The sequence below is a fragment of the Virgibacillus chiguensis genome (assembly GCF_900129865.1).
Lineage (GTDB): Bacteria > Bacillota > Bacilli > Bacillales > Amphibacillaceae > Virgibacillus > Virgibacillus chiguensis.
The window spans coordinates 1-23,769 of sequence record NZ_FQXD01000022.1 but is presented as its reverse complement, the minus strand read 5'-3'; the positions used below and the strand labels follow the sequence as shown (position 1 = coordinate 23,769).

General features: G+C 37.2%; 23 protein-coding genes. 13 read left to right on the top strand and 10 right to left on the bottom strand.

Annotated features, from left to right (window positions below; genetic code table 11):
- Positions 1-117 precede the first annotated feature (117 nt).
- The 6 genes from BUB45_RS17570 (at position 118) to dhaM (ending at position 7,892) form a co-directional block, all read left to right on the top strand.
- On the top strand, positions 118-2,484 hold the full coding sequence (locus tag BUB45_RS17570; protein ID WP_073012972.1) for a penicillin acylase family protein: 2,367 nt from the start codon (positions 118-120) through the stop codon (positions 2,482-2,484).
- A 515-nt stretch (positions 2,485-2,999) separates the two neighbouring features.
- Positions 3,000-3,830: an MIP/aquaporin family protein gene (locus tag BUB45_RS17565; RefSeq protein ID WP_425303974.1), complete on the top strand. Its 831-nt coding sequence runs from the start codon at positions 3,000-3,002 to the stop codon at positions 3,828-3,830.
- 10 nt (positions 3,831-3,840) lie between these two features.
- Positions 3,841-5,337 carry a glycerol kinase GlpK gene (gene glpK, locus BUB45_RS17560; protein ID WP_073012914.1) on the top strand — a complete coding sequence of 499 codons (1,497 nt, stop codon included), beginning with the start codon at positions 3,841-3,843 and terminating at the stop codon, positions 5,335-5,337.
- A 543-nt stretch (positions 5,338-5,880) separates the two neighbouring features.
- Positions 5,881-6,876, top strand: coding sequence for a dihydroxyacetone kinase subunit DhaK (gene dhaK, locus BUB45_RS17555; RefSeq protein WP_073012912.1), 996 nt, complete (start codon positions 5,881-5,883; stop codon positions 6,874-6,876).
- Between the two features lie 12 nt (positions 6,877-6,888).
- Positions 6,889-7,515 carry a dihydroxyacetone kinase subunit DhaL gene (gene dhaL / locus BUB45_RS17550; protein ID WP_073012909.1) on the top strand — a complete coding sequence of 209 codons (627 nt, stop codon included), beginning with the start codon at positions 6,889-6,891 and terminating at the stop codon, positions 7,513-7,515.
- Positions 7,512-7,892, top strand: a complete 381-nt coding sequence (gene dhaM / locus BUB45_RS17545; RefSeq protein ID WP_073012906.1) for a dihydroxyacetone kinase phosphoryl donor subunit DhaM — start codon at positions 7,512-7,514, stop codon at positions 7,890-7,892. Before dhaL ends, dhaM begins: the two co-directional genes overlap by 4 nt.
- Before the next feature lie 151 nt (positions 7,893-8,043).
- Here dhaM and BUB45_RS17540 read toward each other — a convergent pair whose 3' ends face one another.
- The 4 genes from BUB45_RS17540 to BUB45_RS17525 all read right to left on the bottom strand — a co-directional run bounded on the left by BUB45_RS17540 (position 8,044) and on the right by BUB45_RS17525 (position 13,386).
- Entirely contained in the window at positions 8,044-9,498 is a 1,455-nt protein-coding gene (locus BUB45_RS17540; RefSeq protein ID WP_073012903.1) for a carbon starvation CstA family protein, read from the bottom strand.
- Between the two features lie 527 nt (positions 9,499-10,025).
- Positions 10,026-10,754, bottom strand: a complete 729-nt coding sequence (locus BUB45_RS17535) for a LytR/AlgR family response regulator transcription factor (RefSeq protein WP_073012900.1) — start codon at positions 10,752-10,754, stop codon at positions 10,026-10,028.
- Between the two features lie 266 nt (positions 10,755-11,020).
- Positions 11,021-12,766 (bottom strand): LytS/YhcK type 5TM receptor domain-containing protein, encoded by a 1,746-nt coding sequence (locus tag BUB45_RS17530; protein WP_073012897.1) that lies wholly within the window; start codon positions 12,764-12,766, stop codon positions 11,021-11,023.
- 170 nt (positions 12,767-12,936) lie between these two features.
- Positions 12,937-13,386 (bottom strand): Lrp/AsnC family transcriptional regulator, encoded by a 450-nt coding sequence (locus BUB45_RS17525; RefSeq protein WP_073012894.1) that lies wholly within the window; start codon positions 13,384-13,386, stop codon positions 12,937-12,939.
- Positions 13,387-13,858: 472 nt separating this feature from the next.
- Here BUB45_RS17525 and BUB45_RS17520 point away from each other — a divergent pair, with 472 nt between their 5' ends.
- From BUB45_RS17520 to BUB45_RS17510, 3 genes are all read left to right on the top strand, one after another.
- Positions 13,859-15,472 (top strand): gamma-glutamyltransferase family protein, encoded by a 1,614-nt coding sequence (locus BUB45_RS17520; RefSeq protein ID WP_073012891.1) that lies wholly within the window; start codon positions 13,859-13,861, stop codon positions 15,470-15,472.
- A 224-nt stretch (positions 15,473-15,696) separates the two neighbouring features.
- A complete protein-coding gene (locus tag BUB45_RS17515; RefSeq protein ID WP_073012888.1) occupies positions 15,697-16,278 on the top strand; it encodes a chromate transporter in 582 nt (193 codons plus the stop codon).
- Positions 16,275-16,802 carry a chromate transporter gene (locus tag BUB45_RS17510; RefSeq protein WP_073012885.1) on the top strand — a complete coding sequence of 176 codons (528 nt, stop codon included), beginning with the start codon at positions 16,275-16,277 and terminating at the stop codon, positions 16,800-16,802. Before BUB45_RS17515 ends, BUB45_RS17510 begins: the two co-directional genes overlap by 4 nt.
- A 217-nt stretch (positions 16,803-17,019) precedes the next feature.
- Here BUB45_RS17510 and BUB45_RS17505 read toward each other — a convergent pair whose 3' ends face one another.
- Positions 17,020-17,808 (bottom strand): Cof-type HAD-IIB family hydrolase, encoded by a 789-nt coding sequence (locus BUB45_RS17505; RefSeq protein ID WP_073012883.1) that lies wholly within the window; start codon positions 17,806-17,808, stop codon positions 17,020-17,022.
- Positions 17,809-18,193: 385 nt separating this feature from the next.
- Between BUB45_RS17505 and BUB45_RS17500 the strand changes: the two genes are divergently transcribed.
- Positions 18,194-18,478 carry a hypothetical protein gene (locus BUB45_RS17500; protein ID WP_073012880.1) on the top strand — a complete coding sequence of 95 codons (285 nt, stop codon included), beginning with the start codon at positions 18,194-18,196 and terminating at the stop codon, positions 18,476-18,478.
- Positions 18,479-18,575: 97 nt separating this feature from the next.
- On the opposite strand, the gene BUB45_RS17495 is transcribed toward BUB45_RS17500, so the two are convergent.
- The 4 genes from BUB45_RS17495 to BUB45_RS17480 form a co-directional block, all read right to left on the bottom strand.
- A complete protein-coding gene (locus tag BUB45_RS17495; RefSeq protein ID WP_121640206.1) occupies positions 18,576-19,439 on the bottom strand; it encodes a CvfB family protein in 864 nt (287 codons plus the stop codon).
- A gap of 456 nt (positions 19,440-19,895) precedes the next feature.
- Positions 19,896-21,077, bottom strand: a complete 1,182-nt coding sequence (locus BUB45_RS17490; RefSeq protein WP_073012875.1) for a tyrosine-type recombinase/integrase — start codon at positions 21,075-21,077, stop codon at positions 19,896-19,898.
- Positions 21,078-21,161: 84 nt separating this feature from the next.
- On the bottom strand, positions 21,162-21,578 hold the full coding sequence (locus BUB45_RS17485; protein WP_073012872.1) for an ImmA/IrrE family metallo-endopeptidase: 417 nt from the start codon (positions 21,576-21,578) through the stop codon (positions 21,162-21,164).
- Positions 21,579-21,591: 13 nt separating this feature from the next.
- The gene (locus BUB45_RS17480; protein ID WP_073012870.1) at positions 21,592-22,017 is read right to left on the bottom strand and encodes a helix-turn-helix domain-containing protein; all 426 of its coding nucleotides are present in this window, start codon (positions 22,015-22,017) and stop codon (positions 21,592-21,594) included.
- A 306-nt stretch (positions 22,018-22,323) separates the two neighbouring features.
- Here BUB45_RS17480 and BUB45_RS17475 point away from each other — a divergent pair, with 306 nt between their 5' ends.
- The 3 genes from BUB45_RS17475 (at position 22,324) to BUB45_RS17465 (ending at position 23,227) form a co-directional block, all read left to right on the top strand.
- Entirely contained in the window at positions 22,324-22,506 is a 183-nt protein-coding gene (locus BUB45_RS17475) for a helix-turn-helix transcriptional regulator (protein WP_073012867.1), read from the top strand.
- A gap of 16 nt (positions 22,507-22,522) precedes the next feature.
- Positions 22,523-22,792 (top strand): hypothetical protein, encoded by a 270-nt coding sequence (locus BUB45_RS17470; RefSeq protein WP_073012864.1) that lies wholly within the window; start codon positions 22,523-22,525, stop codon positions 22,790-22,792.
- Positions 22,793-23,008: 216 nt separating this feature from the next.
- Positions 23,009-23,227 carry a hypothetical protein gene (locus tag BUB45_RS17465; protein WP_073012861.1) on the top strand — a complete coding sequence of 73 codons (219 nt, stop codon included), beginning with the start codon at positions 23,009-23,011 and terminating at the stop codon, positions 23,225-23,227.
- Positions 23,228-23,345: 118 nt separating this feature from the next.
- Here the strand turns inward: BUB45_RS17465 and BUB45_RS17460 are convergent, their stop codons facing one another.
- Entirely contained in the window at positions 23,346-23,555 is a 210-nt protein-coding gene (locus tag BUB45_RS17460; RefSeq protein WP_073012858.1) for a YozE family protein, read from the bottom strand.
- Positions 23,556-23,769 lie beyond the last annotated feature (214 nt).

The following is a 23,769-nucleotide window of genomic DNA, read 5'->3' as shown; positions in this document are numbered from 1 at the left end:
GAAGGAAAACATGTTCTTGAAAGGTCTATTGATTTTTTTATGATACTATTTTTATATTTTTTAGTAGATAAAAAATTACATCTTAAATGAAGGCAGGGGAGGAAAGTGGAAGAAAGAATGGAGGAAAAGCCCATAAAGCAAACAAGAAAGAAAACGAAAATAACCATCATTATTTTTGGAATGATAACACTCCTATTTGTAATCGCTCTCTTTGTTGTTACTATGTACTTGGATCGTTTGGTTGAAAAAACAGAGGGAAGTATCGAACTTTCCGTTTTACAGCAGAAGGTGGACGTCATCACGGATGCCAATGGCGTGCCAAAGATACAGGCGCAAAATGAACATGATTTATATGTAGCACAAGGGTATGTTCAAGCACAATATCGGTTATTTCAAATGGATATGTCCCGCAGACAGGCATCCGGTACGATTAGTGAGGTAGCAGGTGAGGCAGCCGTTGATCAAGATAAATATTTTCGTACATTAGGACTAAGAAGAGCAGCTGAGAAATCTTACGACCTTTACTCTGATGAAGCAAAAGAAGTATTGGAGGCGTTTGCCAAAGGAGTCAATGCTTATATGCAACAAGCGAAGGAAGATAATACTTTACCAATTGAATTTAAATTAATGGGCTTTGAACCAGAAAAATGGACACCGCTAGACTCATTAACCATTGGTAAATACATGGCATTTGATTTGGGTGGTCACTGGGAGCAGCAAGCGTTCAATTATTACTTGCTACAACAATTTGGAGAAGAAAAAGCATATGAGTTATTTCCATCTTATCCTCAAGAAAAGCCTGTTATTATGGAAGAAAAATATGTTTCTGTAGAAGATAAAATATCTCAAGCAATTATTCCGCCAGCATTTAATGGGAGCAATAATTGGGTCGTTTCTGGTGAAAAAACAGCTTCTGGGTTCCCTATGTTAGCAGATGATCCACATTTGGGCTTAGCGACTCCATCTATCTGGATTCAAATGCAGTTGCAAACCGAAACGCAACAAGTAAGCGGTGTTATTTTTGCAGGAGTTCCAGGAATTATATTAGGTCATAATGAACAAATTGCGTGGGGAGTAACCAACACAGGACCAGATGTGCAGCAATTATACCTTGAAAAAAGAAAGCCTCATTCTAAAGCGACGTTTTTATTTGAAGGGAAGTGGGAAAAAGCAAGGATTATTCAGGAACCGATTGCCGTGAAAGACGGAGCAACGATTGATTATGCAGTAGTCGAAACAAGGCATGGTCCTGTTATCTCCGAATTTGCTGAAGATAGTGGGGAGGAAAATGTTCTGTCACTCAAATGGACTGCATTAGAAGCAACGACAGAATTGGAGGCTATTTTACAAATAAATAAAGCGAAGAACTGGGAATCTTTTGAAAAGGGCTTGGAAAAGTTCTTAGCCCCCGCGCAAAATTTTGTCTTTGCTTCTAATAGCGGAACAATAGCTTATAAGGCAAATGGGAATATTCCAGTTTATGAAAACGGAAAAGATGCCTTGCTCCCACTTCCAGGTTGGCAAAGGGAAAATGAATGGCGTGGCTATATTCCGTTTGATGAGCTTCCCACAATGGTTAATCCAGAAAAAGGTTATATTGCGACTGCTAACAACAAAATAACGACAGAAGAGTATCCGTACCATATAAGTAATGTATGGGCGCAACCGTATCGCTATGAACGCATTGCAGAAGTATTAGAGAGTGTGGAGAAAATAACAGTTCAAGGCATGCAGGATTTACAAATGGATAGCTTTAACATGCAAGCAAAAGAACTCACACCTGCATTTTTACAATTATTAGAAGGGAGGGAACTGTCCAAACAAGCTACAGAAGCACTCCATCTGTTAGATAAATGGGATTATAAGGATGATGCTTCTGCTACTCAGCCATTACTATTTCATCATTGGTATAAAAATATTGAAAAGATCATTTATCAAGAAATACCAGATTCCATGTTAGATCTATTTAAGGGGAAGGGACAGACGACAGATGCTTTATTAAGAAAAGCAATAAAAGGAGAATCGTCTGTATGGTTAGAAACTTATGGAGGTTTACAACAAATATTATTGGATTCGTTACAACAATCTATTACGGAGTTAGAAAGGAAATATGGGGAGCCTATATCAGAGTGGAAATGGGGCGATTACCATCGCGTCTACTTTGAACACCCTCTCTCCAACGTTCATCCTGTTTTAGAGTATGTTTTTAATCAAGAAGCTCCTATTCCAGTAGATGGAAGCAATGTAACGCCAATGGCAGCAAGTTTTGAAGAAGAGACAGGGATTGTAGATCATGGCGCTTCTTGGCGGTTTGTAATAGATATGGAAATGCCATCGAAAGGCTACCATATCGTTGCACCTGGACAGTCAGGTCACGTGAAAAGTCGGTGGTATCAGGATCAATTACAAGATTGGGTGGAGGGAAATTATCATACAACCTATTTGGATAGTATGACAGGAGAGCAATTGACACTGTACCCATAAATGAATAATATTTCCCGGGGAATAAACTTTAATAACCAAATGCCTGAAACTGGTTATTTTTACATATTTATGTAATGTTGTAAAACATGAGTTTATGTCAAAAAAGAACGATAAGTGGGCTCTTTTATAATCAAGGTAAGTAGTAAAAAATATTGACAACGCTTTCTTTGTGAAGTAATATAAACCTATAAGTTAATTATGTGGCGGAGAATAGGAGATCCACACTTTATGATAGTATAATTCTTGAGGGAATGATATGCATATAAGGGTGTGGATTTTTTTCGTTTGCCGTAAAATTAAAATAATTCTGACTTTTAAGGTTGGAGAGCTAGAAAAGGCTAGTGCTTCTATTAATTGTTTGGAAAAAGGCTTACCAGTATACTTCGTCATGAGAATGGACTGAGTGAATGTAAGGTAGCAACATTAGAAGTATACAACTAGAGAGAAGCTCTCACTAAAAGAAATTTATATTTAAAGCCCATAATTAATGTAGTCTAAATCAAAGGGGTGTTATGGTGGCTGAATCAGAATTTTTAGCTGAATTAATTGGTACGATGATTCTCATTATTCTTGGTGGTGGTGTTGTTGGTGGTGTGACTTTAAAGTCATCCAAAGCAGAAGGATCGGGGTGGGTCGTTATTACGATTGCCTGGGGGTTGGCAGTTGCATTTGGGGTGTATGCAGTTGGGAATTACTCTCCTGCACACATTAACCCTGCTGTTACGATAGGTTTCGCTTCTATTGGAGAATTCCCATGGTCTAAAGTACCGATGTATGTAACGGCACAAATCATAGGGGCAATTATTGGTGCGGCGGTCGTTTTTATTAATTATTTACCCCATTGGAGAAAAACAAAGGATCAAGCTACGAAGCTAGGTGTTTTTGCTACTGGACCAGCAATTCGCAGTCCGCTTGCAAACTTACTGAGTGAAATCGTTGGTACATTTGTGCTCGTTTTAGGGCTTTTGTTTATTGGAGCAAATGAATTTACAGAAGGTTTAAATCCGATTATAGTTGGGGTATTGATTATAGCAATAGGGATGTCATTAGGTGGGGCAACGGGTTACGCTATTAACCCTGCTCGTGACTTAGGACCACGTATTGCTCATGCTTTACTTCCGATTCCGGGAAAAGGTTCTTCCGATTGGGGCTATGCTTGGGTTCCGATCGTAGGTCCAATTGTAGGAGGAATATATGGAGCATTTTTTTACGATGCCCTATTTATCGGTGAATTCACTGCTGTTTTCTGGATATTAAGTGTTGTTATTGCATTACTTATCATAGGGGCAGTTAGCATGGAGACGAAGGGAGAACGTTCTGCTAAAATAAATAATCATAGCGCTTAGGGGGATAATAATGGAAAATAAATATATTTTGTCAATTGATCAAGGTACGACTACTTCTCGTGCAATTATTTTTAATCAAAAGGGAGAGATTGTCGAGACGGCGCAAAGGGAGTTTGAGCAATTTTTTCCTCACCCAGGTTGGGTGGAACATGATGCAAATGAAATTTGGACATCCGTATTAGCTTGTATAGCAGATGTATTACGTAAAGCTGATTTAGCAGCGAATCAAATTGCCGGTATTGGAATAACAAATCAACGTGAAACGGCTGTGGTTTGGGATAAAAAAACGGGCAAACCAATTTATCGAGCCATTGTTTGGCAATCTCGTCAAACAGAAAATATATGTAAGGAACTTAGAGAAGCTGGACACAATGAATTGTTTAGAAAGAAAACAGGATTGCTTCTTGATCCTTATTTTTCTGGTACAAAAGTAAAATGGATTTTGGATAACGTAGAAGGTGCAAGAGAAAAGGCGGAAAATGGAGACTTACTATTTGGTACGATTGATAGCTGGCTCGTTTATAAATTCTCTGCTGGAACCACACATATAACCGATTATACGAATGCGTCTCGTACATTGATGTTTAATATCTATGATCTCCAGTGGGATGATGAATTATTAGAAATTTTAACCATCCCGAAAAGTATGTTACCTGAAGTGAAACAATCATCAGAAATATACGCACATACGGTATCCTATCATTTCTTTGGTGAAGAAGTCCCGATTGCAGGTATCGCTGGAGATCAGCAGGCAGCATTATTCGGGCAAGCGTGCTTTGAAAAAGGAATGGTAAAAAACACGTACGGTACAGGTTGCTTTATGCTTATGCACACAGGTGAAGAGGGTGTAGCTTCTGATCATGGCTTACTAACTACGTTGGCTTGTGCAGCAGACGGTAAAGTAGAGTATGCATTAGAAGGCAGTATCTTTGTGGCTGGCTCTGCTATTCAATGGCTTCGAGATGGGTTAAAACTCATTGAAGATTCTCCGGAAAGTGAGCTATTTGCCAAAAATGTTCCAAACACGGATGGCGTATATATGGTCCCAGCCTTTGTAGGTTTAGGCACACCTTATTGGGATAGTGATGCTAGAGGAGCTGTACTTGGGCTAACTCGTGGAACAACAAAAAGTCATTTCATACGTGCAACATTGGAGTCTTTAGCGTATCAATCCAAAGACGTCATTAATGCCATGGTTGCCGATTCACAATTAGATTTAAAAACGCTACGTGTGGATGGAGGAGCCGTTAAAAATGATTTGTTAATGCAATTTCAAAGTGATATTTTAGGTGAAGTACCTGTTGAACGTCCTATCATTCAAGAAACGACAGCATTAGGTTCTGCATATTTAGCTGGTTTAGCGTTAGGTTATTGGAAAGACAAAGATGAAATAGCCAGTCAATGGGAAGTAGAAAAAACGTTTCATGGAAACATGGGCAAACAAGAACGTGAAAAATTATATGCTGGCTGGCAAAAGGCTGTAGAAGCAACAAGAGTTTTTAAATAATCGTATAAAATGTATAAAAAAGGAGGTCAGGATTATCTTAAGGGTAAGCATGACCTCTTTTTACACTACAGGAAAGCATAAGATTTTTTGAAAGATAAGAAAGTATAAAATGTGATGCTATGGCGTAACCAAATAACCGAATGGGCCCCGTCCGGCTTCAGCGCCCAGCAGCTAGGCGACTTCACTCCATTGTCCTAAGCTAAGTCATCAACGGTTCGTTCTAAATGGAAGGCCGACTAAAGACGGGCTTGTCGGAGGGAGCCGGCATACTCCTGTTGCAGGGGCATGATTCCTAAAACTTTAGTTGATTCGTTCCAGTCGCTACGTTGCTAACCGGGCGCCCCGAGCCTTTGTTCGGGTTTATAGTATAAGAAAAACAAAGGCTTTCGCCATAAGACTTGGCGACAAACCAATTTTTTCTAAGGTAAAAAGTAATACCCTTTCAGGGAAGTACTTATACACAAGATTGTTGAAAACAAAAATTCCAAAGCCTTCCAAGTGTAAAAAAATTTTACTACAATAGAGTTAAGGAGGAATGAAGCAATGAAAAAAATTATTAATAATCCAAATGAAGTTGTACAAGATATGGTGCAAGGTCTAGTTGCTGCTTATCCGTCCAAATTAAAAGTAATTCCTGAGACGCTTGTCATCGCTCGTAAAGATGCTCCTGTAGAAGGTAAAGTTGGTTTAGTGAGTGGTGGGGGGAGCGGTCATGAACCAGCTCATGCGGGATATATTGGGAAAGGTATGTTAGATTGCGCGGTTGCAGGTGAAGTTTTTACATCACCAACGCCTGACCAAGTATTTGAAGGAATTAAAGCAGCAGATGGAGGAAAAGGCGTCTTTCTCGTCATTAAAAACTATACAGGGGATGTACTTAACTTTGAAATGGCTGCAGAGTTAGCTGAAGCAGAAGGTATTCAAGTAGAAAAAGTAATTGTAAATGATGATGTTGCTGTAGAAGATAGCTCGTTTACAACGGGGAGAAGGGGTATAGCTGGTACCGTACTCGTTCATAAAATAGCTGGGGCTATGGCTGAAAGTGGCGCCTCATTGCAAGAGGTAAAGCGTGTTGCTGATAAGGTTGTAGCCAATGTGCGATCCATGGGTATGGCGTTAACTTCTGGCACTGTCCCAGCCGCTGGAAAGCCAAGTTTTCAGTTAGAAGATAATGAAATGGAGATAGGAATAGGTATCCACGGAGAACCAGGAATTGAACGAAAGCACATCGCTTCGGCTGATGAGATTGCTACAGAATTAGTAGAACGAATTTTCACCGATATAGACATACCAAAAGGACAAGAAGTAGTGGTAATGATTAATGGTTTAGGTGCTACTCCGGAAATGGAACTATTTATTCTTAATAAAAAGGTGCAAAACCTGTTAAAAGATAAAGGTATTGAAGTATTTCAAACATTTGTAGGAGAATATATGACATCATTGGAGATGGCGGGTTGCTCAGTTACTTTGCTAAAGGTAGATGACGAATTAAAATCTTTACTACAAGCTCCGTCTGAAGCACCTGCATTTCGCAATTAGGAGGAAATAAAAATGCAACTCAATGTAACCAATACAGTTCAATGGATGCAAAAAGCAAATGAAAAAATGCAAACAAACAAAGATTATTTAACAACGTTGGATCAGCCTATTGGGGACGGTGACCACGGAATAAATATGGCTAGAGGGTTTCAAGAAGTTGCTTCAAAGTTGGAAGAAACTACTTATACGAATGTATCGGAAGTGTTCAAAGATGTCGCAATGACGTTAATGTCAAAAGTAGGCGGCGCTTCAGGTCCTTTGTTTGGAACTGCTTTTCTTAAACTATCAATGAAATTAAAAGGTGAAGAACTTGTAGACCAAACTAGTTTCGGCGCTGCATTAAATGAAGCAGTAAATGGGTTAAAACAACGTGGTAAAGCAGAAGAAGGCGAGAAAACTATGGTTGATATGTGGGCATCAATCGCACATTATTTTACTGATAATGAGCATTCAACACCTGCTGGGCTCATGGAAAGCGCAGATGCTGCACTTGAAAAAATTAAAGCAATGACCGCAACCAAGGGACGAGCAGCCTATTTTAAAGAAAAAACGATCGGACACCAAGATCCAGGTTCAGCTTCTACTTATTTTATTTTTGAAGCTCTAGCAGAAGTGTGGAAAGGAGATAGTAAAGCATGAGTTATGTAGGTATTGTGTTGATTTCTCATAGCCATAAAATTGCTGAAGGAGCTAAAGAATTGATTCGTCAAGTGATGAAAGAAGTTCCTATTGAAGTGGCTGGAGGAACGGAGGACAATGAGATAGGTACGAGTATTGAAAAAATTAACAGTGCCATAGAAAAAGCAAATAGCGGAAGCGGCGTACTATTATTTTATGATCTTGGTAGTGCAAAAATGAATGCTGAAATGGCTATGGAAATAGCTGACCAAGAAGACATTAAATTAGTCGAAGCGCCAATTGTAGAAGGAGCATATGTTGCCGCAGTAGAATCGGGTATGGGCAAAAACGTGGATGATGTCTATGAAGCTGTACGCAGTTCTTTCCCTGAAAAATAAATAAAATATTCTTTTAGCCCTCTTGCTTAGTAAAGTAAAGAGGGCATATTTAGATTTCAAAATTTATATGTTGGATTTTAAAAATGAATTGTGTTTAACAAAGAACCCGTATTATTTAGAAATACGGGTTCTAAAATCATTTATGAAACTATTAAGCTGCTTTTGATGGAGAACTAGCAACGCTTTCTTCAATTTTCATTCCATTTCTTGCATTTTGCCGTGCATATTTATAAAATAAGCCGATTACTCCAATTGTGATTATTGCGCTTAGTATATATGTTATATTCATTGGTATTCTAAGCCCAATTGGAGCATTGAGAATATAAGCTGTCGTTACATACGTCATGAAAATGCCTGGAATCATGGCTACGAAATAATTCTTTTTGGCAATAAATAAATACATGGAGGCTACCCATAATGCAATAACCGCTAAAGATTGATTGGCCCAAGAGAAATACCTCCAAAGCAAGGTGAAATCCATATTGGTTAAAATAACAGAGATTGAAAATAACGGTAGAGCGATGATTAAACGTTTCGTAATTTTCTTTTGTGATACATGAAAGTAGTCAGCAATGATCATGCGTGCACTGCGAAATGCCGTATCACCAGATGAAAGCGGAAGAAAAATAATCGATAATACAAGAACAGATCCCAAAATGGAGCCGAGCATCATCGTGCCAACTTCACTTACAATACCACCCGTTCCGATGGTGTTAATGAGTTCATTTAAAGTAACGGTCCCCCCGAATAAACTCATAGCTGCGGCGGCCCATACCATAGCGATAATTCCTTCTACGATCATCATGCCATAGAAGACACTTCTTGCTTCTTTTTCATTTTTTGTCGTTCTAGCAATAATAGGTGATTGTGTTGCATGAAATCCAGATAAAGCACCACATGAAATAACTAGAAACAATAACGGAAATACGGGTGTATTTTCAGGGTGTAAATTGGTTAAAGATACTTCTGGAATTGGTGCTTGATTGATAACAAGGCTAATACCTAACGCTAATGTTCCAATAAGTAAAAATGCTCCAAATATCGGAAATAGCTTCCCAATTAATTTATCGATTGGTAACATCGTGGATAGGATATAGTATCCAAAGATAATGACAATAAGTGCCACAAGTGCAATCGATCCATTTACTAAATCAAAAATTAGGCCAGCGGAAGAACTAACAAAAACGGTACCGACTAGTAGTAGAAGCAGAACGGAAAATATGTTAACAATATGTTTCATATATTTTCCTAAGAACTTTCCAGCCAGTTGTGGTAGATGTGCTCCGCCATTACGAATGGAAATCATTCCTGTTAAATAATCGTGCACTGCTCCTGCAAAAATACAGCCAATAACGATCCAAAGAAATGCTACTGGTCCATATAAAGCGCCCATGATGGGCCCGAAAATGGGGCCGACGCCTGCAATACTAATTAACTCTATCATGGCATTTTTATTCCGTTTTAGTGGCAAATAATCCACGCCATCTTGTTTCGTAATGGCTGGTGTTGGTCTGTCTGGTTGAACTCCAAAAACTCTTTCGATAAATTTACCATATGTGAAATAACCTACAATTAATAATATAATTCCTCCTAAAAATGTAAACATATCACGTCATCCCTTTCTCGTTGAATTCGTTTACACTCCTAATGTAATATGAAACCGTTTTTAAAGGGAGAATTCTGGATAACATGCAAGTTTTCTTAGCTAACATGTTTTGATTTTAGATTAACGTGAAAAAGATGAACAGTTTAGGAAATACGTAAGAGGAGGATGAGGAAATAGTATAATCAAGTAAACTATGTTAAGAATAATAAAGAAGATATAGACGTTTGGTAATAGTCAGACATGCCTTAGTGTAAGGCAATGTAAGATCCCGCAGGAAAAAAGCGAACTGCTTTTTCTCACTATCGGAAAGTATAAGGTTTTTTGTTTTATAGTATAAGAAAAACAAAGGCTGTCGCCATAAGACTTGCGACAAGCCAAGTTTTCCAACAAGGACGCTGAGCAAGTCCATCGAGAGCGTAGTATTTTTCGCAACGGCTACTATCTACCTTCGCTTGTGCGTTTATAAACAATTCTCCCTGCTGATTGAAGATTCACTTTCTATGAGAAGGTGACAAAAATAAAATTGTTTAAAGTTCTAATTGTTCGCGTAAGGATTTTACGTAATTTCTACTCACTGGTAAAGATTCATTTCTGCCGAAGACCTGTAAATTATAAGCGCCATTAAACCATGGAGTGAGTTTGCTTACATAATGAAGATTAATAACATAACTTTTATGAACGCGAAAAAAACGAAAGGCGCTTAATCTTTTTTCTAAATCCTTTAACGTTTTTTTAGAAAAAAATATTTTAGATTTGGTCACGATTTTGACTTGTTTGTCTACGCTCTGCAAGTAGAGTATTTCAGTAGGTTCTACATATATAACACCATCTTCATTTTCAATCCCCAATTTATTAGCAACCTCTTGTTCCTTTTCTTCTACATGAAATAACGTTTTTTCAATTCTAGAAATCGTTTGTTCTAAATGTTTTTCATCATACGGCTTTAATAAATAGTCAATGGCTTCATATCGAAAAGCTTGGACAGCAAATTGAGGGTACGCTGTAGCAAATACTAATAATGGAGGGTGTTTAAGTTCTTTTAGTGAAGCAGCTGTTTCCATTCCATCCATTTCAGGCATCTCTACATCAAGAAAAACAAGATCAGGTTTCTTTTTCATTGTTTCCATGATGCATGCTTCCCCAGAATTTGCTTGTCCCACAATTTCAATATTTGGGAAGTCATTTAGTAAATAAATAAGCTCTTCTCGATTTAATTTTTCATCATCTACAATTAAAGTTCTAATGATGCGATTCATAATTATTCCTCCGTCTGTCTATTTCTTATTGTCCAGAAATTATAAAATGAGGCGCTTTGTTACCGCAAAACAATCGAGTAGCCACGTCCGGCTCCAGCACCCAGCAACTAGGCGGCTTCACTCCATTGCCCTAAGCTAAGTCATCATTGGTTCGATCTAAATAGGAAGGCCGACTAAAGACGGGCTTGCCGGAGGGCACCGGCATACTCCTGTTGCAGGAGCATGATTCCTAAAACTTTCGTTGATTCGTTCCACTCGCTACGTTGCTAACCGGACGCTTGCGCCTTTGTACTTGGAATTGAAAATTGCACGCATGTTCCTTCATGTATTTTGCTAGTGATGACTAACTTCGCTGATGGGCCAAATTTCATGGTTAGTCTGCGATTAATATTATATAAAGCCATTCCTGTACCGGATTTAGATGGAACCACTTTTTGACCAATACGGTCCATTTCTTTATTCGATATTCCTTTTCCGTTATCTGTAACAGATATATGTGTAGCATTATTCTTATTATAAATCTGTATAATAATATTTGCGTTTTCTTTTTTATCTTTTAAGCCGTGTTTCATTGCATTTTCAACAATTGGTTGCAAAATTAATGGAGGCACTGTTTCCTTTAAGCAATCGTCATCAATGTGATACCCCACGTGTAGGCGATCGTGAAAACGTGTTTGCTCAATATCTAAATAGGCTTGTACATGCTTTAATTCTTGATCGATGGTAACTTCTTGATCTGTCGTTACAGTTAAATTTTGTCGTAAAAAGTGGGAAAGCGATACAAGTAATTTTCTTGCTTTCATCGGGTCAATTCGCACAAGAGACGTTATCGTATTTAATGTGTTAAATAAAAAGTGGGGTCTGATTTGTGCTTGTAACGCATTAATTTCCGATGCCTTTGCTAATTGCAACGCTTCTTCGGCACGGGCAATCTCTAATTGATTACTTAGCAATTTTGCCAATCCGCTTACCATTTCTCTTACTAGACGGTTAATATCTTCTTTGGAATGATAGTAAAATTTTAACGTGCCAATGGTTTTTCCTCGTTGTTTTAATGGAGCGACAACGACGGCTTTTAACGGGCAATTATCATGGCTACAATGGATTTGTTGTCCGGAAGCAACGATTAATTCTCCAGAATGAATGGTATCCCTTGTAATTTGTGTTTGGATTTGATTTCCTTGTTTGTGATGATCATCAGCCAACCCTACATGAGCGAGAATTTCCTTATCATTCGTCATGGAAACAGCAATAGCGTTCATCTCTTGATAAAGGATGTTACAGGCTGCTTGCGCCGTTTGTTCATTTAGTCCTTTTCTTAAATGGGCAAGCGTTTTATCAGCAATACGCAAAGTTAATTGCGCTTGAACTGCGCCAACTTTATCTTCTTCCTGAATGACCATTTGAATAATGAGCATGAATAAAGCGCCGCCCAAACCGTTTGCAATTACCATAGGCAAGCCAATAACTTCTACTAAAGGAATGTTCTGTTCAAATGACCCTGCCAAAAGCAGAATAAGCAACATTTGGATGATTTCTGCCGTTGCGGTAATTGTAAATACTTTTGGTAATGAATGGTGGCTTTGTTTTTTGTGAAAATATCCGGAGAAAAAACCTGCAATAATGGTAGCAATTCCACAGCTTAACGCCGTATAGCCTCCTAGTAGAAAACGATGAACACCAGCAATAATTCCTGCGCCTATGCCAATTCTATAACCACCTAGAAGTCCTGCTACAACGACGCCGATAACTCTAAAGTTCGCAATTGCTTCATCTGGCTCAATCCCAATTCGCCAACGTTCAATTTCAGAAGTACCTGTATTAAAAATTAATCCCGTGTATGTACCAATAATGCCAAATAAGCCAAAGAAAAGCATAGCCTTATATTGTTGGCTTTGACTTAATGTATGTTGTGAAATCATATTGCGAAAAAATTGTAGACGTGTAAGTAAAAAAGCGATCATGACAATAATACCGAGGCGCTCTAACATCATAACTAGTAGGTCAAACATGCAGTCCCTCTTTTCATTTGTAACGATATGTTGGAAATTTCACAAATAACTGTAAGCTTAAGCAATGGTGGTGATGTGATTTTACTGCTTTTTAGGTGGTTTTGATTTTCCCTAAGTTTTGGATGTGAAAGGTGAACTGCTTTTTATGCTATAGGATATAATAAGCAAAACTACAGTTTCAATCCAGTTCGGCTTTTAAAACGCTTTAAAATAATCGAACTTTCTACACGAGTAATACCGCTTACAGAGTATAATTCTTCATTAATAAAAGCTTCTAATTTTTGGAAATCTTCAACTAGTACATGCATATGTAATGTACTAGGACCAGTCATTTGATAGATGCTTGCTACTTGAGAATTATCAGCTAAATTTTGAGCAACTTCTTGTAATTGCATAGGTTCTACATCTACTTCAAAAAAAGCTGAGACTTGCTTGCCAAATTTTTCGGAGTTAATAACAACCGAAAATTTTTCAATAACTCCTTTATCTTTTAGGTTTTGAATGCGGTCTTTTACGGCTACTCGTGATAGACCGACTTTTTCTGCTAATTCAACGTACGATAACCTACCATCTTCGGTTAAAGCTTCTAGTAATTTTTTATCTATATGATCCAATTTCATATCATAGCTCCTACTCATTTTTTGTATTCCTATTTATTTTAACAAAAATAGCAACGTAAGAAAATTACGTTGTGTAATGAGTTCCTATATATAGTGATAGATGTAACGAAATGAAAGTTATTATTATGATTTACACCTTTTATGTTTGTAATTATAGTTAAAAAATTTATTAATGAATGTAATTGGCTTGACAACGGAATTATTGTTTATTATTATTTAAATAATTTTAAAAAAAGTAAAATTGCTCCATTCGTATAAAGTGAATCTTTTCGCTGATCGTTCAGCACCTTGATGATATTACCTCAAGATCTTAGGAATAAGTTTCAAACTGCTATCCTTCTCTTAGATTTGTCCAGCTCACCTCTTTCATTTCTTGATGTGGGGTTTTAGTGTACCTTATACCCTGGATGAAACTTCATTTTTTATCGATTTAGCAAGATTAAAAACATTTATGAAAAAGGAGTCAAATCTTATGGAATTTTTTCAAAGGCAAACTTATCCTTATGCTGTCCCACGTCAAGCTACATATGCAAAAAAAGGAATGGTAGCAACTTCGCAGCCGTTAGCCGCACAAGCAGGGCTTGAAATATTAAAACAAGGAGGCAATGCGATTGATGCTGCTATTGCAACTGCGGCATGTCTAACTGTAGTTGAACCGACATCGAATGGTATTGGAGGAGATGCGTTTGCATTAGTATGGACAAAAGGGAAGTTACATGGTTTAAATGCAAGTGGTAAATCACCTCAACATATCTCCGTGGATGCTGTCAAGGAGTTGGGTTATAAGGATATCCCAGAATATGGATGGGTTCCAGTCACTGTTCCTGGGGCTCCAAGTGCTTGGGCAGAGTTATCTAAAAAGTTTGGTAAGCTTTCGTTGCAAGAAGTTTTAAAACCTGCAATTCATTATGCATATGAAGGGTTTCCGGTTTCGCCAATATTAAGTAGGTTTTGGAACAACGCCTATCAAGTTTATAAACGGAAACTGACAGATGATTTATTTAAAGAATGGTTTACAACTTTTGCACCTAAAGGAAAAGCACCTGCAGCAGGTGAAATATGGTACGCACCAAACCATGGAACGACATTACAGGAAATAGCAGATAGCTACGGGGAGTCTTTTTATCGTGGAGAATTAGCAGAGCGTATTCATCAATTCTCTAAGCAAACTGGTGGTTTTCTAACAAATGATGATTTAGCTAGCTATTATCCGGAATGGGTGGAACCGATCCATGTGAAATACCGAGGTTACTCTATTTGGGAAATACCACCGAACGGTCAAGGGATTATTGCTCTTCAAGCATTGAACATTTTAAAAGGATTTCATTTTGAAGAGAAAGATCATGTTGAAACATATCATAAGCAAATCGAAGCTATAAAACTAGCATTTGCAGATGGACAGAAACATATATCTGAACCATCATATATGAGGTATTCAGTAAGTGAGTTGCTAAGTGAAGAATACGGGGCGATCCGGAGAGGGTTAATAGGAGATCATGCACTACAACCAGAAGCTGGAGAGCCTGCTCTAAGCGGTACTGTTTACTTAGCTACTGCCGATCAGGAAGGGAATATGGTATCATTTATACAAAGCAATTATATGGGATTTGGCTCTGGTATTGTAGTTCCTGGCACAGGGATTGCTTTGCAAAATAGAGGTCACAATTTTTCGATGGATCCTTCCCATGTAAATGCTCTTGCAGGTGGGAAAAGAACCTATCACACTATTATACCTGGTTTTATGACTAAAGATAATCAGCCTGTAGGACCATTTGGGGTGATGGGAGGATTTATGCAACCGCAAGGCCATGTGCAAGTGATTATGAATACGCTTGATTTTCAAATGAACCCACAAGTCGCACTAGATGCACCGCGGTGGCAGTGGATAAAAGATAAGCAAGTTGAAGTCGAAGATCGTTTTCCACATCATATTGCTTTGGAATTAGCAGAAAAAGGACATCGTATTCAAGTGCAGCTAGAACCAAATAACTTTGGAAGAGGGCAAATTATTTGGAGAAATCCAGACACTGGTGTGTTGATTGGTGGTACAGAATCGAGGGCGGATGGAACGATAGCTGCTTGGTAAAATAGAGGTAGAAAAACATGGGTTCATTTTATACTAATTTAAGTCGCTGTAAGACTTCGCTTCAAGAATGGAGAGCAAACTACTAACAGCACTCAAAGTTCTTATTCGTTTAGCTAGCGGTTAGTAAGCGATGATTGATTCCGTAAGATATTTCAATCTTCTCATCATATAGTTTAGCTGGTTGTATGAGTCGGAGGTTAATTTTACAAAAAGGTACGTGACTTATGAAATTACAATGGAATATTTTTGTAGCTTTTTTCAGAGTAGGTATATTAGGTTATGGCGGCGGCCCTAGCTCTATTCCGCTTGTTCATAAAGAAGTGGTCGATAAATATAAGTGGATGAGTGATGAAGAATTTGGTGATTTATTAGCACTTGGCAATACATTACCTGGACCAATCGCAACGAAACTAGCGGGATATATTGGATATCGTGTTTCTGGTGTTTTAGGAACCATAAATGCTGTACTTGCAACGATTTTGCCTACGATTTTTTTCATGATTTTATTACTATCTTCCCTTTCATCTATTAAAGGTTATGATTGGGTACAAGGGATGACAGCAGCTGTAATTCCAGTAGTTGGAGTAATGCTTGCAGTATTAACCTGGCAATTCATTCAGAAAGCAGGAAAAGGTATGGGGTGGGTTCCAACAGGAGCTATGCTCGTTGTCGTTTTTGTCCTATTAGAATTCTTCAACATTCATCCTGGTATTCTTATTGGAGTTTTATTATTCTTAGCGATTGTAAAAAAAGATCGTAAAAAAAAGAAAAAGCACCTATCGGAAAGAGAAGGTGATTCATCATGATATATTGGGAGATATTTCTGGCTTTCTTTATTCCAGGGATTTTAGGCTACGGTGGAGGTCCTGCTTCTATACCACTTGTCGAAAATGAGGTCGTCTCTCGTTACGGTTGGATGGATGTTCAACAGTTTAGTGAAGTTTTAGCACTCGGCAATTCGTTACCTGGCCCTATTGCTACAAAAATGGCAGGTTATATAGGATATGAAGTAGGTGGACCGCTGGGTGCATTTGTTGGAGTGTTTGCAACTGTAGCGCCTTCCTTGATTTTGATTATTATTTTATTAAGCATTCTATATAAATATAAAGACTCTCCGAAAGTAAAACGGATGACCTTATATGTTAGACCAGTTATCGGTATCTTGCTTGGTGGTATGGCCTGGCGATTTTTTAGTGAATCTTACGTTAACATAGGTTTGCTCCAAACAGCACTGTTGAGCGTAATTAGTTATCTATTAATGGAAAAATTTAAATTGCATCCCGCATTTGTTATTGGTGGTGCATTGGTTTATGGAGGCTTTTTGTTATAAAAGCATAGCATGAGTTTGTGTTGCAAGCTATGTATGATGGACAGAGCGTTAGCGTCAGTATAAGGCGCTGTAAGCCTCCCACTTCAAGAACTGGTGGTTGCTGTTTTGCAGGATGAAACGAAAGTGGGAGCTAACAGTACCTAAACTTTCTATGGAAGATTCACTTTATCTTTAAGCACAACGAAGGGTTTTGTTATAAGATAAGAAAACCCTCCTTCTATCGGACAAGTTGCAGCTGTTTAAGCCCATTGTATATACCTGATTCTTCTACAGAAGTAGTTCTGTGCTTAGCATAAGCAAATAGCCCAGGGTTACTGTTTTCCATCGCGAATCCTTCTCCTACAACTTGTAACATTTCCTTATCATTCATTCCATCACCAAAAGCGATTGCTTGACGTGGCTCTACATCTAAATGTTGCAGCACGCTTTTTATTGCTTCTCCCTTATTAACTTGTTGACGAATGATATCATAGCAATTTGATATATTATTTACGGTTACTTCTGATAAGTAGATGTCTGCATCTAATTCTTCATAAGCTTGTACTTGACTTGGTAAGACATTAATTATAGAGGAACCTAGAATTTGATCGTGTACATCTGTAGTTAAAAGTTGGTTGTTTCTAAGTTGAAAAACGTCTACAAAATTCTTGATGGCAGGATGTGACAGCGAAGTGTAATAGTTTTTATCTTTTGTATAACAAACTAATTCATGGTGATTTTGCTGTGCTAAAGCTAAAAACTGTTCTAATACCTGTTTATCTATTGGTGTATTAACAAGTATGTGGTTTTCATAAATTGCATAAGCCCCATTGTAGCCTATGTATCCTTCTACACCCAATTCCTCACCTAATTCTTTTACTTCATGTAACGGTCTTCCGGTACAAATAAAGACGAGTATACCTTGTTGCTGTACTTGTTTAATTGCGTCTTTTGTACAGGCAGTGTAAGTATGATTTGGGGTTAAAATAGTTCCATCAATATCCAAGAATAGCGTTTTGTATGTCATGATCGGTTCATTTCTCCTTTATGAATTTTTAAAGGTATCATCCTATCTATTATTGAAATGATTTTATTATTTGTCAACGATACATAAGCCTGGTACTGAAAATAGTATGTACACAGTACTTTGGGAAATATTTTAAGATGCTGTTAATATAATTGTCCCATAAGCTTTTTATTCTCATTCATGAAACCTACTTATTAGAATGAAAACGAAACTACTCTTGTAATATAAAAGATGTAACTTACATTAATTGTGTTAGAAAAAACTTGACTAATTGAAGACGTCCATTATATGGAAACGCATTCTAAAAAAGAGTTAGACTTATTGACTTTATACCTGTTCAATTGTAGACTATATTCAGTAGCTATTTATGTATGAGGTGAGAGAAATGTTTCAATCGGTGCTTACAATTGGTGCAATATTAGTAGTTGCAGTAGTTGCAGTTAGTCTGATACTACTAAAAGCGACATCAAAGGAAAGCTATACAGGTTACTTCCCAGGTATCTTAATAGGGCTAGCTGGGTTGGTTTTTCTTATGTTAGCTTCCGTAATCGGAAAAGTAGAAATCATGGGCGCTGGTTTAGGGGGATGGGGCATTGCATCATTATTTGCTGCAGCGATTGGCCTCATTATTACAGCGTTAACTGACACGTATGCAAATGTAAAAGCGTAACAAAAAAGAGCGATATTTTTTCGCTCTTTTTTGTTTATACAAAGAAAAGTATGTTCTTAGGGTTTAGTGTGTAGCTTTCACCGTAAAGCAAGGTTATCTATACTTCTTTTTGGGCCAAATAAGTGTAGCCATTACGTTGTTCAACTTTGTGCTCCTTCATTAGCCTGCCGAGTGCCCGTTTAAAAGCTGCCTTACTAATGTGAAAAGTAGCTCGTATATCTTCTGGGTCACTTTTGTCATCAAATGGAATAGAGCCATTATTTGCTTGAAGATGGTCTAAAATTTGTTTTGCATCTTCCTCCATGCTTTCTTTTTTCTTTGGACGAAGGGAGATATTTAACGTTCCATCGGTCTTTACTTCAATTACCCTTCCTGTAACAAGCTGTCCTAATCGAGGTTCTTGCTTGCGTTCGGTGTAATGAATAAAACCTCGGTAATGTTCAGGTGTAATTATTGCTGAACCTTCTTTGCTAGTGAAATACACTGTACCAGAGATAGGAGTATTCCATAATTCTTCTGGAGCAGATTCTATGTCTTGTAAAATTACGGATTCTGTAGCAGGAAAAGCAAGTAACCTTCCTTTTTTATCTCGTCCCAACGTTACATATAAGCAATCATCAATTTGTGGCCATACGTTTTCGTATAGAGGGAGGTCATCTTTAGAAACAAGTATTTCTTTTGTTGTTCCAATATCCACGAATACGCCAAGATTAGGTATTACTTCTTTGACAGTCGTCCATCCATAGCTATCCATTTGTATGTGAGGAAGTTGTGTTGAAGCTACAACCTTCCCTTTTTTATCTGTATATAAAAATACTTCTATTTCTTCCCCAGGCGTTAAATCCTTGTTTGTTTCTTGATGATGTAATAAAACCTCATTCTGTTTGTAGCTTAATACATAACCAGTATCAATCATTCTTTCAACTAGCAAGTTCTGAATAGTTCCAGTTAAATGATGCATCATTTTAACTCCTTTTTTCCACTATAATATAAATTTGTAGGGTTTTATCGTATTAGCTTCGCCGTAAAGATTTGCCATAAGGCAAGTTATTGTGATATGTATTGGAAAAGGGGTACCCATCTTAGAGTACCCCTTATATTACAAAGTAACACATAAGTCTTATAATAACTCGATAGGAATCGAGTGAGAAATTCATCATTAATTTCAGTACGTTTGAATAGTCATCAGATGTTACGTACGAAGGTAACTATCCAACTAAAAGATGCGATAGTTGAAGCAATGTGCTCATGGAAGCCAATTCTAAACAACTATTACGTCACTCATTTAAAATATGATACATGCTAATTTCATCTATAACCGCGGTAATCTTTCCACTGGATGTTCTCTAACTTAAGCAACGTAAGCCCTGTGTTTCTTGCTAAACCTTTGTATATAAGGGTTAATTTGTATTCAATTTTACCTAGCCCCAATTTTAGCCCCACTTGCTAAAAATTTACCGAATACTATAGCTGATTGTATGTCTAGATCTTCAAAGAAATGAGCATATGTTTTATTAACCATTTCTATTGTGTTACCTAAACGTTCAGCTATTGCGTTAGGTGGTACACCTAAACTTATAAGGATGGTTGCGTGAGTATGGCGCAATCCATGGGGAGTTATCTTTTTTAAAGAAATATCATCAGAATCAACTTTTTTATAAAAGTCACTGAGAAATTGACCAAGATAATAGTGACCTATTTCTCTTCCGTGGTGCGTAATAAAAACTAAGTCGTTTTCTTTATGTTTCTTTCCTAAAGATAACTTTACCTCAGCACACCATTTTCGATATTTTTTTAATTGGTCGATCACCTCTTTGTCAACTTTGATAGTCCTGTAACTGTTTTTTGTTTTGGGAGGTCTAATACCCAGCTTATCCCTAGTATGTTCTACTGTAACAGTTTCATTTTTGAAGTCAATATTTAACCATTTTAATGCTGCGGCTTCTCCACTTCTTAATCCCGTATAAGCTAAAAGTTGTACTAGAGTGTAGTTTGTAATATTTCCATGCTTTTTTACGTTGGTTAAAAATAATGTTAATTCCTCTGGTTTTAGAAAGTTGTCCTTTTTCTTTTCTCGGTTAACTACAACTTTTTTAACCCTGTTTTTGTCAATTATTTCATCATCCACAGCAGCATTAATAGCGATCTTAAAAATATTATGGTAAAGGTCAATTGTGTTTGGCGAAAGTTCCATATCGTGTAGCCGATTAATAAATTGCCTTACATAAGTGTTTTTATCAACTTGATGCAATTTGTATTTACCTAATAATGGTTTGTAATAGTTGTCAATGAGCGCTTTTCTATCTTTTTTTGTCTTTACTCCCCAAGATTTTTCATTCATTGCATACCATATATCTAGCCAATGCGATACGGTTATTTGATCGTGTTCTACTTGCTTAGCGTTTCCATTTAAAAATGCAGCCTTTACTCCCAAAAGAGATTTAAGAGCTTCTTTCTCTGTTTTAAAACCACTCTTTTTCTTCTCTCTCCTATTCCCTAAAGTATCGTAGTATTTATGGCGATACATATAACGCTTTTCACCTGACTTCAATACATAGTAATAAATCTCATCATCAGTTTTCGTTTTATTTAATTTCATTTTTATCATCCCTTTTTAACGTGGGTAGACGTTTTTCAGGATAAATGAGTGCACCACCTCCTATAAAGAAACGTGTGTTCTGTTTTAATCGTAAAAATTTTTAATGAGTATTTGCTCAGGAACGCCATAACTTTCTGCAGCTTCTTTTATAGTGATGGAGGTGGACATGTCATTTCTAAACACCAATTTAATTGCAAACGTATTGGCTTCCACCTCTATTTTGCTAGTCGAATAATATGTATTAAATTTCAAAAAAGGGGTATTAACACCTGGATGCAGTATTGCATGACCAAGTTCGTGAGCGCATGTGAAAATTTGTTGTTCTGTAGATGCGTTTTCGTTGATGTGGATAATAGACACACGACTATGTCTAGTGTGAAACCCCAATATCTTCCCCAGAGGTATTGTTCTAACAACTATGTCCATTGCTTCAGCTATTTTAAAAGGATTATTCGTATCGTATTGTTTGATGAGAGAATCAACTTTATCTTTAATATCCACAGTTGTCTCACTCCTAATCTCTATATTTATAAGGGGTGAATTTCTTTTTAGCTATTCTCTTAGCGATGCGTAATGAGGTTTCCAAAGAAGCGATCAACATTTCTCTATCTTCCTCATCCAATTCATCTATAGTGCTTCCGTCAAACGCAGCAAATCCAGATTCGTTGTCCATGTTATTGATCATTCTTTCAAGTTCTTTTTGTATGCTTTGTTCGTCCTTTTCTGTTAAATCATAGTATCTTTTCTTTTCTGTACGACCGAGAAGGTAGTCAACAGATACATCAAAATAGTCGGCTACTTTTTTAACGTTTTCAATCTTAGGAGAAGAATTATCCCAACGGCGTATTTGTCCGTTAGAGATTCCTACACTCCTTTCAACCTCCGCAAAAGTTACTTTTTTCTCATCGCAAAGTAATTTTATTTTATTTACCAAACTCACTCATATCAACCTTTCACAGGCTTATGAAATAAATAATTAATATTCGCGCTAAAATATTATTGACAAATAGCGTAAATGCTAATATACTGTACCCATAAGCTAATTCGTTAGCTAAAAAAGCAATGAAAAACCCGACCTATTAAAATACATTTTTTTCGCTGGGGGGCGCAATAAATGTTTATTTACAGGCTTTTCAAAAGTCTTATTTAGCTATGCATTCATAATAGCATATACGCTAATGTAGGTCAATACAATTAGCTAACATTTTAGCTTATAAATTAACGATCGTGAAAAGAGGTGAGCGATATGCCTGAAGAAATGGCGTTAAAGGTTCGATCCGAATTATTCAAGCGAAAAATGAGCCAAAAACAACTAGCTGAAATGCTAGGGATATCTACTGTGTATTTAAGTGACATTATTAACGGTAGAAAAACAGGACCAAAAGCGCAAGAACACGCTAATCACATTAAGAAAATATTAGGGATTTAGTAAAGGAGTTGTTGATTTGATCCCCGCAAATGTGCAAGTGAATATCAACGAGAAAGCGGTAAAGGAATTCATTGAAAGTAAATTGCAAGAACAAATAAGTCAACGTTTATTACTGGTCGATATTAACAAACTTGCAGAATTAACTTGTATGTCCGTTAGATATTTGGAAGAAGAGATTTTATGTGATCCAAGAATTAAGGTTTACGAAAGAAGAAAAAACCGAAAACGTTGGTGGATTGCCGAACCAACTTTTAAAGCAATAGAAGAAATTGTATCTGAATGGTAATAAAAATTAAACGTGGGTAGACGTTGGAATACAGGGATGATAAGGAGGAATAGAAAATGAAAAAACGTTTATTTCTGAACCTGCAGAAGTAATACCTAAAGTTATAAAAGTGATTAATATGGCTGAGAAGCATGATTGGGATGAGAACGACCTTTATTGTATAGCAAAAGTCATCCTCGCACACTTTGGATCTGATAGTTAAGGAGGTAAACCAAAATGACACAAGAACTGCAGTCATTCCGTGATCGCTTCGACAACATCATGCAAGCACCTAAACGGATACGTAACAAACGGTTAGTTACTTTGATGGAGGATATGGAAAGGGCGTATAGCATTCCGTTGCTGTATTCAGCAGCATATGCGTTCAACAACCCGGAAGTAATGAAGCTTTATAGGCAAGTTAGTTATGCAAGGGATTTTGAAGGAGGGAGATAGGTGTGAAACTTATTGAATGGATTAGAAAGAGACTGTGTCGCAAACAGCCTCAAACAAAACTTTACAATAGCGATGCATTTGCTAATAGAAAAACTGATCGTAGGAAATATGAAAAATACTAAGGTTTAGTGTCTTCCTTATAAAAAGAGTAAACATATTCAAAAGTATCTAGTGCGGCATCCATTGCATTATGACTTTCAAGATGCTCTCTTATCTCATCTTCATCATTAGTATCAGGAAAGCACTTATCATTTTCTACGTCTTTTGCAAGGTCGCCGATAGGTCTATCAACATTTCTAAAATGCATAAGCCATTCTTTAAAGTTCATATCATAAAACCTCCCTTCTAGTAGATATTTTACCAAAAGTGAGGAAGAGAAAGGAGATCATTATGGCAAAGCTATCAATGTTTCTTGAAAGAGACCAAGAAAAAGCGGACAAGCAGTTTGCTGTTTATGATTACAACTTTATGCATGCTGCCCGTTATGTGGCTCAAGGCGAATTCGAAAAAGCTGCAGTGCACCATCGTAACTTAGCAAATGC

Coding starts and splice junctions, on each gene's coding strand:
- BUB45_RS17570 (WP_073012972.1), top strand. CDS start 118: ATGGAGGAAAAGCCCATAAAGCAAACAAGAAAGAAAACGAAAATAACC.
- glpK (WP_073012914.1), top strand. CDS start 3,841: ATGGAAAATAAATATATTTTGTCAATTGATCAAGGTACGACTACTTCT.
- dhaK (WP_073012912.1), top strand. CDS start 5,881: ATGAAAAAAATTATTAATAATCCAAATGAAGTTGTACAAGATATGGTG.
- dhaL (WP_073012909.1), top strand. CDS start 6,889: ATGCAACTCAATGTAACCAATACAGTTCAATGGATGCAAAAAGCAAAT.
- dhaM (WP_073012906.1), top strand. CDS start 7,512: ATGAGTTATGTAGGTATTGTGTTGATTTCTCATAGCCATAAAATTGCT.
- BUB45_RS17540 (WP_073012903.1), bottom strand. CDS start 9,498: ATGTTTACATTTTTAGGAGGAATTATATTATTAATTGTAGGTTATTTC.
- BUB45_RS17535 (WP_073012900.1), bottom strand. CDS start 10,754: ATGAATCGCATCATTAGAACTTTAATTGTAGATGATGAAAAATTAAAT.
- BUB45_RS17530 (WP_073012897.1), bottom strand. CDS start 12,766: ATGTTTGACCTACTAGTTATGATGTTAGAGCGCCTCGGTATTATTGTC.
- BUB45_RS17525 (WP_073012894.1), bottom strand. CDS start 13,386: ATGAAATTGGATCATATAGATAAAAAATTACTAGAAGCTTTAACCGAA.
- BUB45_RS17520 (WP_073012891.1), top strand. CDS start 13,859: ATGGAATTTTTTCAAAGGCAAACTTATCCTTATGCTGTCCCACGTCAA.
- BUB45_RS17515 (WP_073012888.1), top strand. CDS start 15,697: ATGAAATTACAATGGAATATTTTTGTAGCTTTTTTCAGAGTAGGTATA.
- BUB45_RS17510 (WP_073012885.1), top strand. CDS start 16,275: ATGATATATTGGGAGATATTTCTGGCTTTCTTTATTCCAGGGATTTTA.
- BUB45_RS17505 (WP_073012883.1), bottom strand. CDS start 17,808: ATGACATACAAAACGCTATTCTTGGATATTGATGGAACTATTTTAACC.
- BUB45_RS17500 (WP_073012880.1), top strand. CDS start 18,194: ATGTTTCAATCGGTGCTTACAATTGGTGCAATATTAGTAGTTGCAGTA.
- BUB45_RS17495 (WP_121640206.1), bottom strand. CDS start 19,439: ATGCATCATTTAACTGGAACTATTCAGAACTTGCTAGTTGAAAGAATG.
- BUB45_RS17490 (WP_073012875.1), bottom strand. CDS start 21,077: ATGAAATTAAATAAAACGAAAACTGATGATGAGATTTATTACTATGTA.
- BUB45_RS17475 (WP_073012867.1), top strand. CDS start 22,324: ATGCCTGAAGAAATGGCGTTAAAGGTTCGATCCGAATTATTCAAGCGA.
- BUB45_RS17465 (WP_073012861.1), top strand. CDS start 23,009: ATGACACAAGAACTGCAGTCATTCCGTGATCGCTTCGACAACATCATG.
- BUB45_RS17460 (WP_073012858.1), bottom strand. CDS start 23,555: ATGAACTTTAAAGAATGGCTTATGCATTTTAGAAATGTTGATAGACCT.